The organism is Kocuria sp. WRN011, assembly GCF_002295155.1.
Classification (GTDB): domain Bacteria; phylum Actinomycetota; class Actinomycetes; order Actinomycetales; family Micrococcaceae; genus Kocuria; species Kocuria carniphila.
In genome coordinates, this window is the sequence record NZ_NSGI01000012.1 from 69,725 (window position 1) to 85,605 (window position 15,881).

The 15,881-nt window shown below is 64.5% G+C and carries 15 protein-coding genes; 12 read left to right on the forward strand and 3 right to left on the reverse strand.

The genetic code is table 11. The features are described from left to right. Positions 1–25: 25 nt before the first annotated feature. Both CKW39_RS15835 and CKW39_RS14300 read left to right on the forward strand, forming a co-directional pair. Positions 26–268: a hypothetical protein gene (locus CKW39_RS15835; RefSeq protein ID WP_238663143.1), complete on the forward strand. Its 243-nt coding sequence runs from the start codon at positions 26–28 to the stop codon at positions 266–268. Positions 269–307: 39 nt separating this feature from the next. Next, positions 308–1,384, forward strand: coding sequence for a lipase family protein (locus CKW39_RS14300; RefSeq protein WP_254049448.1), 1,077 nt, complete (start codon positions 308–310; stop codon positions 1,382–1,384). Between the two features lie 115 nt (positions 1,385–1,499). On the opposite strand, the gene CKW39_RS14305 is transcribed toward CKW39_RS14300, so the two are convergent. Then, positions 1,500–2,102 carry a TetR/AcrR family transcriptional regulator gene (locus CKW39_RS14305; protein WP_158222961.1) on the reverse strand — a complete coding sequence of 201 codons (603 nt, stop codon included), beginning with the start codon at positions 2,100–2,102 and terminating at the stop codon, positions 1,500–1,502. 114 nt (positions 2,103–2,216) lie between these two features. On the opposite strand from CKW39_RS14305, the gene CKW39_RS14310 reads away from it, so the two are divergent. The 9 genes from CKW39_RS14310 to ald all read left to right on the forward strand — a co-directional run bounded on the left by CKW39_RS14310 (position 2,217) and on the right by ald (position 12,177). Continuing rightward, the gene (locus tag CKW39_RS14310) at positions 2,217–3,644 is read left to right on the forward strand and encodes an FAD-dependent oxidoreductase (protein ID WP_173674344.1); all 1,428 of its coding nucleotides are present in this window, start codon (positions 2,217–2,219) and stop codon (positions 3,642–3,644) included. Positions 3,645–3,741: 97 nt separating this feature from the next. Further along, on the forward strand, positions 3,742–4,380 hold the full coding sequence (locus tag CKW39_RS14315) for a TetR/AcrR family transcriptional regulator (RefSeq protein WP_238663145.1): 639 nt from the start codon (positions 3,742–3,744) through the stop codon (positions 4,378–4,380). Then, entirely contained in the window at positions 4,377–5,153 is a 777-nt protein-coding gene (locus CKW39_RS14320) for a VC0807 family protein (protein WP_095798786.1), read from the forward strand. The genes CKW39_RS14315 and CKW39_RS14320 overlap by 4 nt, the downstream gene beginning before the upstream one ends. Beyond that, positions 5,150–5,860, forward strand: coding sequence for an alpha/beta hydrolase (locus CKW39_RS14325; protein ID WP_095798787.1), 711 nt, complete (start codon positions 5,150–5,152; stop codon positions 5,858–5,860). Before CKW39_RS14320 ends, CKW39_RS14325 begins: the two co-directional genes overlap by 4 nt. A 110-nt stretch (positions 5,861–5,970) precedes the next feature. Further along, positions 5,971–6,993 (forward strand): class II fructose-bisphosphate aldolase, encoded by a 1,023-nt coding sequence (fbaA, locus tag CKW39_RS14330; protein WP_016995989.1) that lies wholly within the window; start codon positions 5,971–5,973, stop codon positions 6,991–6,993. Between the two features lie 133 nt (positions 6,994–7,126). Further along, positions 7,127–8,515: an amidohydrolase gene (locus tag CKW39_RS14335; protein WP_371514797.1), complete on the forward strand. Its 1,389-nt coding sequence runs from the start codon at positions 7,127–7,129 to the stop codon at positions 8,513–8,515. Positions 8,516–8,578: 63 nt separating this feature from the next. After that, positions 8,579–10,213: an AbgT family transporter gene (locus CKW39_RS14340; RefSeq protein WP_095798789.1), complete on the forward strand. Its 1,635-nt coding sequence runs from the start codon at positions 8,579–8,581 to the stop codon at positions 10,211–10,213. Positions 10,214–10,304: 91 nt separating this feature from the next. Continuing rightward, a complete protein-coding gene (locus CKW39_RS14345; RefSeq protein ID WP_095798790.1) occupies positions 10,305–10,727 on the forward strand; it encodes a DUF3151 domain-containing protein in 423 nt (140 codons plus the stop codon). Between the two features lie 361 nt (positions 10,728–11,088). Continuing rightward, positions 11,089–12,177, forward strand: a complete 1,089-nt coding sequence (gene ald, locus CKW39_RS14350) for an alanine dehydrogenase (RefSeq protein ID WP_095798791.1) — start codon at positions 11,089–11,091, stop codon at positions 12,175–12,177. 104 nt (positions 12,178–12,281) lie between these two features. Here the strand turns inward: ald and CKW39_RS14355 are convergent, their stop codons facing one another. Next, positions 12,282–13,691: an amino acid permease gene (locus tag CKW39_RS14355; protein WP_095798792.1), complete on the reverse strand. Its 1,410-nt coding sequence runs from the start codon at positions 13,689–13,691 to the stop codon at positions 12,282–12,284. Positions 13,692–13,942: 251 nt separating this feature from the next. Here CKW39_RS14355 and CKW39_RS14360 point away from each other — a divergent pair, with 251 nt between their 5' ends. Beyond that, positions 13,943–15,232, forward strand: coding sequence for an adenylosuccinate synthase (locus CKW39_RS14360; protein WP_095798793.1), 1,290 nt, complete (start codon positions 13,943–13,945; stop codon positions 15,230–15,232). A 123-nt stretch (positions 15,233–15,355) separates the two neighbouring features. Here CKW39_RS14360 and CKW39_RS14365 read toward each other — a convergent pair whose 3' ends face one another. Then, positions 15,356–15,619 carry a hypothetical protein gene (locus CKW39_RS14365; RefSeq protein ID WP_095798794.1) on the reverse strand — a complete coding sequence of 88 codons (264 nt, stop codon included), beginning with the start codon at positions 15,617–15,619 and terminating at the stop codon, positions 15,356–15,358. Positions 15,620–15,881: the final 262 nt, after the last annotated feature.

The following is a 15,881-nucleotide window of genomic DNA, read 5'->3' on the forward strand; positions in this document are numbered from 1 at the left end:
TCACATTTTGATAACGGAGGTTCTCGTGGCTCACAGACCCAGTTCGACCCGCGCGTCCATTCATTGGAAAGGTGCGCTCGCCGCCGTCGCGGGTGCGTGTCTGATCCTGGCCAACATGGCGCCCGCCCACCCTGCCGAGGACGGACTGGCGGAGATGCCACCGGCCGAGCAGGCTCAGATCCTGGAAGAAGCCGGGGTCGACCAGTCCGATCTGGAGCGCGATCGCGCGTTGAAGGAACTCTCCGAGACCACGGATACCGACTTCTAGTCGACGCCCGCGCAACTGCCCGCCAATAACGGCGATCTGGTGCGGCAGGAGCCCGCCAAGTTCAACCTGGATCCGGTCAAGCTGATCCAGCCCAATGCCAAGGCCACCCGGATCATGTACCGCACCACCAACAGTCATGGTCAGGCGGTGGGAACCACCGGAACGGTGCTGGCCTCCAACGCCACGTGGCCCAAGAAGGGGCCGCGTCCCCTCGTGGTGTTCTCACCGGGCACCCAGGGTATGGCCGACCGCTGCGCACCATCCCGGCAGATGGCGCTGGGTATGGAATATGAGGCCTTTTCCCTGACGGGCCTGATCAACGCCGGCTACTCGGTGGTGGTCCCGGACTATATCGGCCTGGGTACCGAGGGGCCGCACACCTACATGAACCGCGTGGATCAGGCTCACGCCGTGCTCGACGCCGGCCGCGCCGCTCAGCGGGCGGGGATTCTTGGCATTGCCGCCGAGACTCCCGTAGCCATGGTGGGCTATTCGCAGGGTGGCGGCGCCACGGCGTCGGCGGCGGAAACCGCGCCCACGTACGCGCCGGAACTGAAGGTCAAGACCGCATGGGCCGGTGCCCCGCCGGCAGACCTGTCGGCCACCGGCAAGCACATTGATTCCACGCTGTTCTCCGGGCTGGCGTTCTACGTGATGGGTGCGGCCACGGAATCGGGCGCGGACGCTCGCGGTGATCTCAATGCCGATGGCCTGGCCCGCTACGCCAAGGCACAGGATTCCTGCATTATCAACGGGGTGCTGGACCACGCCTTGGTGCCCACCAGCTCGCTCACCAAGGACGGCAGCACGTTCACCCGACTCTTGGGTAAGCCGGAACTGGCCGGCTACCTTGCGCAGCAGACCAACGGCACCGAAGGTAGGCACCCGGCCGTTCCGGTGCGTATCGCGCACGGCCCCGCCGACGACGTCGTGCCCTACCGTGCCGGACGCGAACTCGCCCAGCGCTGGTGCGCCTCTGGTGCGAATGTTTCGTTCCAGACCCTGGTCACCCCGACGCACTTGGGCGGCTACCTCGAAGGCGTGCCGGCCATGCTGACCCACCTGGATGCCCGGTTCAATGGTTTGCCCCAGGTGAGTTCGTGCTGGCGCTTGTGAGCGGGGCTCCTGGCACCGCGCGATGTCGCTGACCGGCTGGCCAGTTCGCCAACTGTCGAGTCAGCCGTTGGCGGCGTGACGCGGTAAAGGGTGCGTCAGGCCATGGGTCGTGGCGTCACGTGAGGTCAAGCGCCGCGCGCGCCGTGCGCAGGGCGACCCGGGCGTAGTCCGGATCGCCCGTTCCTGCGGCGGTCGAGATGGCGCCTTCCATGAGCACGAACAGTGAACTGCCGGCTTCGGTCGAGCCACCGATCCGGTCCATGTAGGACCGCACATGGCGATCATGGTCCCGGATGACTCCCTGGGCTTCTTCACTTAGCCGCTCGCCGCGGGTGTTGGCGATCCCGCAGCCCACGAAATCGGGCGTTGCGAACCAGTCGCCCAGCCAGGTGAACAGCGCGGTAACGGCGGCAGTGCGAGCGGACTCGTCCAGAGCGCCGTCGTTGAGAATGTCAGGAACTGCAGCGGTTACGAATTCTTCCAGCAAGCGGGTCCATCCCGCGTGGGTCGACCGAAGGTACGCCGTGACCAGTGATTCCTTGGACGGATAGCGGGCATAGAGGGCTTTGAGGCTCACGCCGGCCAGCTGGCGGATGTCCTGAATCGAGACGTTGCCGATTCCGCGGCGATAGAACAGGTGCGCGGCCGCGCGGAGGATGGGGTCATCCGTGAGCTCCGCGTGGGCGGCAAGCGGGGCGAGGTCGGCTGTCTCGGTCACGGTTCTGATGTGCCCCTTTGCGTGGAGAATGGTGATTCTCTATGCTAGCTGGAGAACGACCATTCTCCGAACGATTCGGTTCGGGCCGAGAGAAGAAGGAACCCCGTGAACGCCATGCCGTCCGTATCCACCACCGACACCTCCGAGCTGGAGGCGCAGGAACCCCGCCGGCTGGACGTGGACGTTCTGGTTATCGGTTGGGGCAAGGGTGGCAAGACGTTCGCCGGGAAGATGGCCGCCGCCGGTAAGAGCGTGGTCATGGTCGAGCAAAGTGCCGCGATGTACGGTGGCACGTGCATCAACATCGGCTGCGTGCCCACCAAAACGCTGATCCACTCGGCTTCCGAGAAGCGCGCGGCGGACGGCGATCAGAAGTTCTTCGAGGATGCCGTCGACTACCGGGATTCCCTGATCGGCAAGCTCAACGACGTGAACTTCCACATGCTCGCGGATCAGGACACCGTGACCGTGGTGGACGGCCGCGCCTGTTTTGTGGGCCCCCGCGAAGTTGAGGTCACCCCGTCCGCGGGTGGTCGTGGCCTGGCCGAACACTTGCGCATCACCGCCGAAACCGTGGTCATCAACACCGGAGCCACGCCTGTCATGCCTCCCATCGAGGGCATCGACCTGCCGGGAGTTTACGACTCCACCTCCATCCAGCACGCGGAGCCATTCCCGCAGCGACTGGCAATCATCGGCGGCGGGCCTATCGGCCTGGAGTTCGCTTCGATGTTCACGAACTTTGGATCAGAGGTCACCGTGATTGCCCGCGGCGAGACGATCTTGCCGAGCGAGGACCGCGGCGTGCGCGGCGTCGTCGTCGACGTGCTGACCGACGCGGGAATCACGCTACGGACGAACGCGTCCGCGGAAGCGATCGAGACCCGCGACGGCGGATTGGCCATTACCTTGTCCGGCGGCGGGTCCATCGAGGCCGACGCCGTTCTGGTCGCCACCGGGCGCAGGCCCGCCACCGAGGGGCTCAACTTGACCGCGGCCGGGGTCGAGGTAGACGAAAAGGGTGCGGTCATCGTGGACGATCACCTGCGCACGACGGCCGAAGGCGTCTATGCCATGGGCGATGTGCACGGCGGCCCGCAGCAGACCTACCTGTCGCTGGACGACAGTCGCGTGGTGATGAGTGCGCTGACCGGGGATGGTTCGCGGCGCGTGTCCTCGCGCGTGGCTGTGCCGACCACCACGTTCCTGACGCCGCCGCTGTCGGCCGTGGGTATGACAGAAGATGCGGCCCGCAAGGCCGGGTGCGCAGTGAAGGTCGCGACGGCGATGGTGGCCGACATCAAGGCCATGCCGCGCCCCAAGGCCGTGCAGGATCCGCGCGGCGTGATCAAGTTTGTCGTCGATGCCGAAACCGATCTGGTGCTGGGCGCCCGGTTGTTCCATGTGGACTCGCAAGAGGTCATCAACCTGGTGGCACTGGCCATGCGCGCCGGAGTGACCGCGAGCGAACTGCGTGACGGTATCTGGACGCACCCCTCTTCCACTGAAGCCCTGAACGAGGTTCTGGGACAGCTGGAGTAAGACCGGGCGCCCCCGCGGTCGGGCGGGGGCGTTCCTGCTTGATTTTCGGACAGAACTCGTTCTATCCGTTTCTGACCGATTGGTCTATGATTAGACCATGCGGTCAAACAGTGTGCAGACGAGTTCGAATCCCACCTTCACCGAGTCGGCTCGCCGGACTCAGATCATGAAGTGCGCCATCGAGGTGCTGGCGGAATCCGGGTACTCGGGCGCGTCACTCGCGGAGATTGCGCGGCGGGCGGGCATCAGCAAGAGCGTGGTGCTGTACTACTTCTCCGGCAAGGACGATCTTCTCTCCAGCGTGGTGTTCGACGTGTACGGACGAGCGGGTCAAGCCATTACTGAAGCGCTGTCCCACGAAGCGAGCCCCGGCGAAAAAATTGCGGCCTACGTGCGGACCAACCTGCATTTCTTGGAAGAGCACCCGGCCGACATCCGGGCCGTGGTGGAAATCGTCTCCAATGCGCGCGGCTCGGACGGTACCCACAGTTTTGTTCCTCAGGGCGAAGACCCGGTGCTCGCACACTTTGAGCAACTCTTGCGTGAAGGCCAGGACGGCGGGGAGTTCCGAGAGTTCGACCCGCATCACTTGGCGATCATCATCAGGAGCGCCATCGACACCGCATCCGGGCGATTGGTCGCTGATCCGTCATTCGACCTGGCCGCGTACACTCGCGAACTTCTCTCCGTGGTGGAGCTCGCGACAGGTATCCACCGAAGCGAGGAATCATCATGAAACGCGTTGCGAAACCACCGCCGGTAAATCGTCAGTCACCGGTTGTCGATCATCAACCGCCCACTCCGGACAAGCCGCCACCGGACAAACTGCCTGCGCAGGAACGATCCACGGGCCAGGTGCCTCCGGAGAAGCGCAAGCGGGCCGTGGCCGGGATGATCGGGATCGACCTGGTTCTACCCTTCGCCATCTACTACGGGTTGCGGTTAGCCGGCGCGGATCCGTGGTTGGCACTCATGCTCGGCGCGGTGGGGCCGCTGGTGCGCATCGCAGTCACCACCGTCCGCACCCGCCGGATCGACCGACTTGGTGTCTTCACCCTCAGCGTCCTGGCCATCGGAACGGCCGTGGGGATGTTCAGCGCCGACCCCCGGCTACTTCTGGCCCGGGAAAGCTGGCTCACCGCGCTCATCGGTTTCTGGATCTTGATCTCACTGGCCGGCCGACGCCCCATTCTGTTCGAAGCCACCATCGCCGTGATGCCGGCCGACGCCGCCACCCAGTGGGAACACGACTGGGACACCAACCCGTTCTTCCGGAAAATCTTTCGCACCATGACCCTCGCCTGGGGTATCGCCTTCATCCTGGACGCTGTGGCTCGCGTAATCATGGCCTATACGTTGCCCATTGATGTGGTTCCTATCGCGAGTATCGGTCTGCTTCTGGTCATGCTCTTCGCGATCGTCTACGGGACCAAGTTCTATGCGGGGCGCAAGCTGGCCGCAGACGGGCCGCAGCAGTCTTCCTCGGCTGAAACGAGAGGTGCGTTATGAACGCCCCAGAGAATCCGTCACCCACAACAACCTTCGCTCTCATTCCACCCGCCGCGAGCACGCCCTGGTACTGGCACCTGGTGGCCGATGAACTGCGTGAAAGAGGCCACGGCGTGATCACCGTCGATCTTCCGTGCGCCGACGACTCGGCCGGTCTTGAGGCATATGCGGACATTGCAGCGCAGACCATCGGCGATGCCCGGGACGTGGTCATCGTCGCCCAGTCGCTAGGCGCCTACACGGGGACGCTCATCGCCGACCGGGTAAACGCCCAACTGCTCATCCTGTTGACGCCCATGATCCCCCTCCCGGGGGAGTCGCCGGGCGACTGGTGGGAGAACACCGGCTATGCGCAGGCCAGGCAAGAGCAAGCCGCGCGGCTCGGATGGGCACCGGAGCAGGATGACGATCCGCAGAATGTCTTCTTCCACGAGCTCTCCGATCACACGGTCGAAGAGGTTACGGCGCACGCGGTCGGCCAGTCAGGACGCCCGTTCCAAGATCCACTGCCGCTCGAGACGTGGCCTAGCACCCCAACTCGGGTGCTGATCTGCCGAGACGACAGGTTCTTTCCCGTAGATTTCCTCCGGAAACTGACCCGGGAACGTTTGCATATCGATCCGGACGAAATGGGTGGCGGGCACCCCGTCGCGCTCAGTAGGCCGGTGGAACTCGCGGACAAGCTCGAGGGGATCTGGCGGAAGTGATGTCCCAGTGACTCCCACGAAAGTGTGAATCGCCCGTCCACTAGACTTGAGAACAGGCCCACAGGCCACGGCTCAACCGTGCATCGGGAATCCAGTAGAAGGAGCACTTCATGCCCATCGCAACCCCTGACGTTTACGCCGAGATGATCGACCGGGCCAAGGAAAAGGGCTTTGCCTACCCGGCCATCAACGTGACCTCTTCCCAGACCTTGAACGCCGCAATCCGTGGCTTCGCCGAGGCGGGTTCGGACGGCATCATTCAGGCCTCCACCGGCGGTGCCGCCTACTGGTCCGGTTCCTCGGTCAAGGACATGGTGACCGGTTCGCTGGCCATGGCCGCGTTCGCCCGCGAGGTGGCCAAGAACTACGACGTCAACATTGCTCTGCACACCGACCACTGCCCCCAGGACAAGCTGGAAGGCTTTGTGCTGCCGCTGTTGGCAGAGTCCGAGAAGGCTGTGGCTCGCGGCGAGGACCCCATTTTCCAGTCGCACATGTGGGACGGTTCCGCGATCGAGCTGGATGAGAACCTCAAGATCGCTCAGGAGCTGTTGGAGCGCACCAATAAGGCCAAGATCATTCTCGAGGTCGAGATCGGTGCCGTGGGTGGCGAGGAAGACGGCGTGGTCGGCGAGATCAACGACACCCTCTACACCACGGTCGAGGACGGCATGAAGACCATCGAGGCGCTGGGCGCCGGCGAAAAGGGCCGCTACATCACCGCTCTGACCTTCGGTAACGTCCACGGCGTGTACAAGCCCGGCAACGTGAGCCTGCGTCCGGAACTGCTCAAGCAGATCCAGGACGAGGTGGGCGCCAAGATCGGCAAGGATCGCCCCTTCGACCTGGTCTTCCATGGAGGTTCCGGCTCCAGCGCCCAGGAAATCGCGGACGCGGTCTCCTACGGCGTGATCAAGATGAACGTTGACACGGACACCCAGTACGCGTTCACCCGCCCCGTCGCAGGCTTCATGTTCGACAACTACGACGGCGTCCTGAAGATCGACGGCGAGGTCGGCAACAAGAAGAAGTATGACCCCCGCGTGTGGGGCGCCGAGGCCGAGACCGGCATGGCCACCCGCGTGGTGGAGGCCTGTCAGAACCTCGGTTCCGCAGGTACCTCCATCAAGTAAGTTCTGTTTCAGCACACCGGTGCCCCGCGCGTTCTCGCGCGGGGCACCGCGTCGTTTAAGGCCGACGCCGCCGCCGCGCCGCCTCATTCCCGCCGGTGATCCGAATCACTTGTTATGCTCCCTAAGCATGGGAATGAGCCACGCAGCCAACGAGACTCCTGACCGCAACCCCCGTGATCTGACGGTCAGCCCGGAACCGTCACGGGCGTACCTGGAGCAGCTCGAACGGGACACCGAGCGACGCAAGAACGAGCTGGAGCATCACCTGGCCGACCACGCGGGCGCCTCAGACGAACTGCACGAGCGCCTCGAATCCCTGGTCGACGATCAAGCCACCGACCTGCACCGCGTACTGCACGAACTGCACGAAAACCCCGAGACGGCGTTCCAGGAACACTTTGCCGTGCAACAGATTCTCGCCCATCTCAAGGCCCACGACATTCCCGCGGAGAATCCCGCGTTCGGCTTGGACACCGCCATCCACGCGGAGATCGCCTCCGAAGACTTTGATCCGCAAAGCCACCGCACCATCGCGATCATGTCCGAGTACGACGCACTGCCCGGCATCGGCCACGGCTGCGGTCACAACGTGATTGCCGTGACCGGACTGGGCGCGTTCGTCGCACTCGTCGAGCTCATCCGCGACAACCCTTCCGCGTTTTCCGGTCGCGTGGTCTACCTGGGCACCCCCGCGGAAGAGGGCGAGGGCGGCAAGGAGATCATGGCCCGGGCCGGCGCCTTGGAAGGCATCGACGCGGCCGCCATGGTGCACTCCTACGTCACGGATCTCGTGGACCAGGTCTGGCTCGGACGCCGCCAGTGCACCGTGCACTACCGCGGCCGGGCGGCCCACGCCTCGTCGCACCCTTTCATGGGACGCAACGCGCTCGACGCCGCCGTGCTCGCCTACCAGGGGCTGGGGCTGTTGCGACAGCAGACCCCGCCGACCGATCGCATCCACGCCGTGCTGCCCGAGGGTGGGGAACGGCCGAACATCATCACCGAAACCGCCACGCTGCAGCCGTACGTGCGCTCGCAGCGACCGGACACGCTCAAGGCCCTGTCGGAACGCGTCACCGAAATCCTGCAGGGGGCGGCACTGATGGCCGGAGTGGGTGTGGACATCGACTGGGATTCCTCGCCGGCCACGCTGCCCGTGCTGGGCAACGCGCCGCTGTCCGATCGCTGGATCCTGGCCCAGCGGCGTCGTGGGCGCGATCCGTTCCCGGCAGGCACGGTGTCCGAGGTGCTGGCGGCCTCCACCGATTTCGGCAACGTCAGCTACCGCATCCCGGGCATCCACCCGTTGATCAGCATCACGGACCAGGACATGGGGCTGCACACCCGAGATTTCGCGGCCGCGGCGGCCACCCCACTCGCCGAGAGCGCCGGGCTCGACGGCGCCTACGGCCTGGCCGCGGTGGCCCTCGACTACCTGGTCGATGACACCCTCGCCCAGCACGTCACCGAAGATTTCGAGGCCAACGGCGGCGGAATCGCCGTGGAGAACTACTTCGACTGAGCCGACCCCGGCCGGTCACCACCAGGAAAAGATTCATCGATCACTGACCATCATGGAGTGCACATGAACGCCACCGCGACCAAGACATCGAATCTGGGGGACAGGCTTCTCACGGGCATCGAGCGGGTCGGCAACAAGCTGCCCGAACCGTTCGCCCTGTTCACGATCCTCTTCCTGATCACCGCGATCGTGTCCACGGCCATGGCCTGGGGCAATGTGATCGTCACGGTCCCGGGAACCGATGAGCCGCTAGCCATCAAGGGTCTGTTCACCGGCGAAGGCATCGCATGGTTCACGTCCACCCTGGGTGACAACTACATCGGCTTCCCGCCGCTGGTCACCGTGGCGACCATCTTGTTGGCCATCGGTATCGCTGAAAAGTCGGGCTTCCTGGCGGCCGCGATCCGCTACACGATCGGCAGTGCGCCCCGCTGGCTGCTGCCCTACACCGTGGGCTTCGTGGGTGTGGTCGGCTCCATCATGGCGGACTCCGCGTTCGTGGTGATCCCGCCGCTGGCCGCGCTCGCTTTCAAGGCTGCCGGCCGCCATCCGGTGGCCGGCCTACTGGGTGGTTTCGCCGCTGCGGGTGCCGGGTATTCGACCAATATCTTCCCGACGTCGCTCGACGCCCTGTTCGCGGGTATCACCAACGCCGTGATCCCCACCGTCCCCGCGCTCGCGGAGAACGCGACCGAGGTCAACCCGATCTCCAATTACTACTTCAACATCGTTTCGGCGCTCGTGCTCTCCGTGATTGCCGGCTGGGTGATCGACAAGATCGTGGAGCCGCGCGTGGAACGCGCCAAGGTTTCTCGGGAAGAGGTCAACCCGGAAACAAGCCAGCTCATGACCGACACCCGATCCATGCGGATCGTGGGCGACGAGCAAACCGTGACCGAGTCCCAGGAGCCCAAGACCGAAGCCGAACTGTCTCCTCGTGAGAAGAAGGCACTGATCTGGGCGTGCATGACGTTCGTGCTCATCGCCGTGGTGCTGACCGTATTCGCGCTGCTCCCCAACTCGCCGTGGCGCAATGAGGAGGGCAACTTCCTCCCGGCCTCCCCGCTGCTGGCCTCCATCGTGTTCATCATCTTCGTGTTCTTCTCCGTGAGCGGTTACGTCTACGGCCGCATTGCGGGCTCCATCCGGGGCTTCAAGGACGTTCCGGTCATGATGGGGGAGGCGCTCAAGGACATGACGTCCTTCCTGGTGCTGGCGTTCATCCTGGGTCAGTTCATCGCACTGTTCAACTGGTCCGGCATCGGCTCGTGGATCGCCGTGACCGGTGCAACCGGGCTGCAGAACGCGGGTGTGACCGGATTCCCCGTGATCATCGGCTTCATCATCCTGTGTTCACTGCTGAACCTGTTCATCATTTCCGGTTCGTCCATGTGGACCCTGATGGCCGCAGTGTTCGTGCCGATGTTCGGCATCCTGGGATTCGAACCCGCCTTCATCCAGGCAGCCTTCCGCGTGGGCGACTCCGCCACCCAGGTGATGACCCCGCTCAACCCGTACATGGTGGTGCTGTTGGCCATGCTCCGTAAGTACGAACCCGAGGCAGGCTTGGGCACGGTCATGGCCCGGATGATTCCGTTCGTGGTGCCCTTCTGGGTCGCGTGGACGATCATTCTCATGGTCTTCTACTTCTTCAACCTGCCACTGGGACCGGGTGTGGGAATCATGATCGAGCAGTAAGTCACGCCGGGCGCGAAAGGCCGCGAGCGGCGTCGTCGAGCCTGCGTAGAGTGGGCAGCAGACCCCATGACGATCGTGGAAAGGAACCATCGTGGCACTCATCGGCAAGAATCTCCTGGACGGACCGGAGCCCACCTACCTGGAGGAGAACCCCCAGCTGACCGCGCGTCTCGACGCCGGGGACGAGGCCGAGGATCTCGCGGCTGCATTCCCCAAGGAGCAGCTACCGTGGGCCATCCTCGCGGAGGAGGCGCTCGCGGACGGCCGCACCCTGGAGGGCTACGCGTACGCTCGCGTGGGTTACCACCGCGGCCTGGATTCGCTGCGCGGCCACGGCTGGAAGGGCCACGGACCGGTGCCGTACTCCCACGAACCGAACCGTGGGTTCCTGCGCGCACTGGCTGCACTGGGTAAAGCTGCCGCGCAGATCGGTGAGATGGACGAGGCCGCCCGTATCGAGAAATTCCTGGATGACTCGGACCCGGAGGCCGCGGGGCAGATCGCGCAGCGCTAACGCCGGTGGAATGACCGGGTGAACATTCGAGGCAGAGATCAGCACCAGGATCTCTGCCTCGAGCATCTGTGGTAGAGGAACGTAGCGTTATCGCACTTGAAGCGGCGATGCTCTGCCCAGAATGTTCGGGCCGCGAACCTATGCCTGAAATGTGCCACTCCGATGGTTCCCTCGTGACCTCCCACTCCAAAAGGTGAAGTGCGAGTGTCCCTCCCCCCGACCGCTGGCGGCATCGAGCCCGCCTGTGTCGCGCATCACTGCCGAGCGTGCACAATGGAGGGACACCCCGGGGTTCGATGCAGAGCCTTGAGCGCAACCTGCCAGGCTCGCGCGCCCCATCTACGGCAGGAGCGTGGCAGTCATGCGGATTTCGGTTCCCCGCGAAGTCAAACCCGAAGAGGCTCGAGTCGGGCTCACCCCGGCCGTGGTCACGGCGCTGACGGGTCGAGGCCATGAGGTGCTCGTGGAGCGCGGGGCCGGCGAGGGGTCGGGTTTCGACGACGCCGCCTACGAGACCGCCGGGGCTCGCATGGTCAGTGTTGACGACGCCTGGAATAACGCCGACATGGTGGTCAAGGTCAAGGAGCCGATTGCCCAGGAGTACGGCTACCTCCGCGAAGACCTCACACTGTTCACGTACTTGCACCTGGCGGCCAGTCGGGATCTGACCGAGGCACTGCTCACCAGCGGCACCACGGGTATCGCGTACGAGACGGTCCGCGTGGGGCGCACTTTGCCGCTGCTGCGACCCATGTCCGAAATCGCCGGGCGGCTGTCGATCGGCGCGGCAACCCGCTACATGCTGCACCACGAGGGTGGCCCCGGAATTCTCATGGGCCGCGTCCCTGGTGTGGTTCCGCCGGTGGTGTTGGTCATCGGCGGTGGCACCGTGGGTGAGCACGCGGCACGTGCGGCCGTAGGGCTCGGCGCGGACGTCACCGTGTTGGATGCCAGTGGTGACCGCATCCGCGAGCTGGATCTCATGCTGCCGGGCGCCCGCATTCTCATGAGCGATCCCCACCGGATCGAGGAAGAACTGCCCAAGGCGGACGTGGTGGTGGGTGCCGTACTGATCCCCGGCGCAGCGGCTCCCAAGCTGGTGCGGCGAGAGCACCTGAAACTCCTCAAGCCGCACGCACTTCTCGTGGATGTGGCCGTTGACCAGGGTGGTTGCTTCGAAACAACTCGCCCCACGAGCTACGACGACGCCACATATTACGTTGACGGCATACGTCACTACTGCGTGGCGAACATGCCCGGAGCGGTCCCGGTCACCGCCACCCAGGCGCTGACCAACGCCACCATGCCGTACGTGCTCAAGCTGGCCGGGGGCATCGAACAAGCGCTGGTAAGTGATCCGGGACTGGCCGAGGGGCTGTCCACGTTCCAGGGTGTGTTGCGCTCCCCGGGGGTCGCGGCCACGTTCCCGGATCTGCCGGCGGAGGTCTAGTCGGCAGCGTTGGTTCCTCGAGATCCGGCCGCAGTCAGTAAGGATCGCGGCCGGATTTTGAAAGCCGAATCCGGAGCGACTGAGCCGTCCGGGTGGCAGAAGCGTTAGGTGCGCGGAGCGGCGTCGTCGGCGGAGACCGAACCCGCCCGAGGCTTGATGAAGACCTTGCAGGCCAGGGCGATCAGGCACACCAGGATGAAGGTGGCGATCAGCTGGAACCGGACCACGGAATCGAGCAGGCCCAGGATGATGATCGCGGCCAGCAAGGCCAGAGCGAAGTAGGACAGCCACGGGAAGAGCCACATCTTCAGCGGTGATTCCACGCCGGCGCGGTCCGCGCGCTTACGCAGGATGATCTGGGAGATCAACGCCAGGCCCCAGACCACCAGGCACGTGGAGCCGATCACGTTGAGCATGATGTTCAGGATGGTTTCGGGCCACAGGTAGTTCAGCACCACCGCGATGAAGCCGAACAGCACCGAGATCACCACGGCGGCACGGGGGACTCCTCGTGAAGAAGTGCCCGCGAGGGCGTTGGGCGCGGAACCGCGTCGTGCCAGCGAGTAGAGCATGCGCGAGCTGCCATAGACGTTGGCGTTGAGCGCGGACAGCAACGCCAGGATGATCACGATGTTCATGAGAACGTCCGCGCCGGGGATGCCCGCCACGTTCAACACGGCCACAAACGGGCTGGAGGAAAGTTCGGTGTTGTTCCACGGCAGCACCAGGACCATGACGGTCACGGCACCCACGTAGAAAACCAGGATGCGGATCAGAATGGTGCGAATCGCCGCGGCCACGTTGCGCTGGGGGTCTTCGGTCTCGGCTGCCGCGATGGTGACCAGCTCGGTGCCTCCGAAGGCGAAGATCACCACGAGGAGCGCCGCCGCGACACCCGTGATGCCGTTTGGCATGAACCCGCCGTGTTCGGTGAGGTTACTCAGGCCGGGGGAGGGTGCGGGAAGCACACCGATCAGCAGGAGAACGCCCACCGCCAGGAACGCGACCACCGCGGCGACCTTGAGGAGCGCGAACCAGAACTCGGTTTCGCCCAGGGTGCCCACGCGCACCAGGTTGATGGCGGTGAAAACGGCCATGAAGATCAGTGCCCAGACCCACTGGGGCAGAGACGGCCACATCTCGGTGACCAGTTGCGCGGCCGCCGTGGCTTCGGCCGCGACGACCACCACGATCTGTGCCCACCACAACCAGCCGAGTGCGCGGCCCACGGTGGGTCCCATCGCCTTACCGGCATAGGTCGAGAACGCACCCGATGAAGGATCTGCTGCGGCCATCTCACCCAGTGCACGCATGACCAGCACGAGCAGCAGACACGCCACCAGGTAGGAGATCAGCACGGCGGGGCCGGCGGTCTGGATGGCGGCACCCGTTCCCACGAACAAGCCGGTGCCGATCGCCGAGCCCAGGGCCATCATCACCAGGTGGCGCGGCTTGAGATAGCTGCTCTGCGCCTTTTGGGCGTTCTGGGTGTTGCTGTGGGGAGTGTGCTCCACCGGTCCGTCGTGAAAAGTACTGCTCCCCGTTCCCTGGACTGGCGCGGAGGGAGCGGAGGTGGGACGCGAATTCGACGGACTCATAGCCATCAACGTTACCCCCGTTCCGGGCCCGTCCAGGCACCGTGAAAGGTCACGAGGCTGTGGTTGTCGTCGCACCCCGTTAGAATCGGGAGGTACGTGCTCGTGGTGCGTACACCTCAACTGTTGTCGTGCCAAATGGGTTCGCGCCCGGGCAGGAGAATTCTGCAATGCCAGCAATCGTGATCGTCGGAGCCCAATGGGGCGACGAGGGTAAAGGCAAGGCCACGGACCTCCTGGGTGGTCGAGTGGACTACGTGGTCAAGCCCAACGGCGGTAACAACGCCGGGCACACCGTAGTGGTGGGCGGCGAGAAGTTCGAGCTCAAGCTCCTTCCCGCGGGCATCCTCAGCCCCAACGCAACCTCGGTGATCGGCAACGGTGTGGTCATCAACCCGCAGGCCCTGTTCGAGGAGATCGACGGTCTCGAAGCCCGCGGAGCAGACACCTCCCACCTGCGCATCTCTGCCAACGCGCACCTGGTGGCTCCGTACCACCAGACCCTCGACCAGGTCACCGAACGGTTCCTGGGCAAGCGGGCCATCGGCACCACCGGCCGCGGTATCGGACCCACCTACATGGACAAGGTGGGTCGCCTGGGCATCCGCGTTCAGGACGTGCTGGACGAGTCGATCCTGCGCCAGAAGATCGAGGGCGCGCTGCGCCAGAAGAACGAGCTGCTGGTCAAGCTGTACAACCGCCGCGCGTTCGAGGTGGACGAGATCGTGGAGTACTTCATGGGCTTCGCGGACCGCCTGGCACCCATGATTGTGGACTCCACGCGTCTGCTCAACGAAGCCCTTGATCGTGACGAAGCGGTGCTCATGGAAGGCGGCCAGGCCACGTTCCTGGACGTGGACCACGGCACCTACCCGTTCGTGACCTCGTCCAACCCCACCGCAGGCGGCGCGTCCGTTGGTTCAGGTGTGGGCCCCACGCGTATCACACGCGTGATCGGCATCCAAAAGGCGTACACCACCCGCGTGGGGGCCGGCCCGTTCCCCACCGAGCTCTTCGACGACATGGGCGAGCAGCTGCGCAAGACCGGCGGCGAATTCGGCGTGAACACCGGCCGCCCGCGCCGCACCGGCTGGTACGACGCCGTCATGGCCCGCCAGGCCTCGCGCATCAACGGCTTCACGGACCTCTTCATCACCAAGCTGGACGTGCTCACCGGCCTGGACGAGATCCCGGTGTGCGTCGCCTACGACGTGGACGGTCAGCGCTTCGACGAAATGCCCATGACCCAGTCCGACTTCCACCACGCCAAGCCCATTTACGAGAACTTCCCGGGCTGGAAGGAAAACATCACCGGCGCCCGCAGCATGGAAGACCTCCCGGCCAACGCCCGCGCGTACATCAAGGCGCTCGAGGGTATATCCGGTTGCCGGATCTCCGCGATCGGTGTGGGCCCCGACCGCGAGGACACCATTGTGGTGCGGGATCTGATCGAGGGCTGACCTCCCGGTCGAACTTACTGACACGCCGACGCCGCTCCAAGCCTTGGAGCGGCGTCGGCGTGTTTTTCTAAGGTGTTTGACCCCGAGGCAGCTGCATTTCTTGGAGTCCTGACTCACATTAATTTAGTGATCACTTGCTGTGGGTTCATCGGGTCGAAGATCATTCGGATCAAGCGGTTCCCGGACCCCGAAAGCGTCGACAAAGAATTCCTCGCCCGTGTCAGGGTCGGTTTCGATGTGAGGCCACCCCTCGTAGCTCGGCCATCCTGTTTCCTCTCGCAGCGCGTCCACGGCCTGAAGAACAACTACGACGATGAGAACGGCCAGAATAATCCAAATGATTGGGTTTTTGAGGATGACTGCCGCAATCACGAACACGATCATCATCAGACATCTTGACCGAAGATTTGAAACGGTCGCTGGTTTCAGCTTGAACAAGGCCCTTCGTTTCACTGAGGGCACCTCGTTGTGCGGTCTCGGGTGACTGGTGCGAAAAGAGGCGGATCGAACATCACAGCCGCGCCCGTTACCTTGTGAGTACCCCCGATAGTCGGGGGGTCTGGTCGCTCGGCCGGGTATGGCTTTGTTGCCCTGCCATCCATGGTCCGGGGGGTGTTGCCGCCCGGTCGAGAGACACGCGTTGACCGCT

Coding starts and splice junctions, on each gene's coding strand:
- CKW39_RS14340 (WP_095798789.1), top strand. CDS start 8,579: ATGAACGCCACCGCGACCAAGACATCGAATCTGGGGGACAGGCTTCTC.
- CKW39_RS14310 (WP_173674344.1), top strand. CDS start 2,217: ATGCCGTCCGTATCCACCACCGACACCTCCGAGCTGGAGGCGCAGGAA.
- CKW39_RS14315 (WP_238663145.1), top strand. CDS start 3,742: ATGCGGTCAAACAGTGTGCAGACGAGTTCGAATCCCACCTTCACCGAG.
- fbaA (WP_016995989.1), top strand. CDS start 5,971: ATGCCCATCGCAACCCCTGACGTTTACGCCGAGATGATCGACCGGGCC.
- CKW39_RS14365 (WP_095798794.1), bottom strand. CDS start 15,619: ATGATGATCGTGTTCGTGATTGCGGCAGTCATCCTCAAAAACCCAATC.
- CKW39_RS14335 (WP_371514797.1), top strand. CDS start 7,127: ATGAGCCACGCAGCCAACGAGACTCCTGACCGCAACCCCCGTGATCTG.
- CKW39_RS14325 (WP_095798787.1), top strand. CDS start 5,150: ATGAACGCCCCAGAGAATCCGTCACCCACAACAACCTTCGCTCTCATT.
- CKW39_RS14320 (WP_095798786.1), top strand. CDS start 4,377: ATGAAACGCGTTGCGAAACCACCGCCGGTAAATCGTCAGTCACCGGTT.
- CKW39_RS14360 (WP_095798793.1), top strand. CDS start 13,943: ATGCCAGCAATCGTGATCGTCGGAGCCCAATGGGGCGACGAGGGTAAA.
- ald (WP_095798791.1), top strand. CDS start 11,089: ATGCGGATTTCGGTTCCCCGCGAAGTCAAACCCGAAGAGGCTCGAGTC.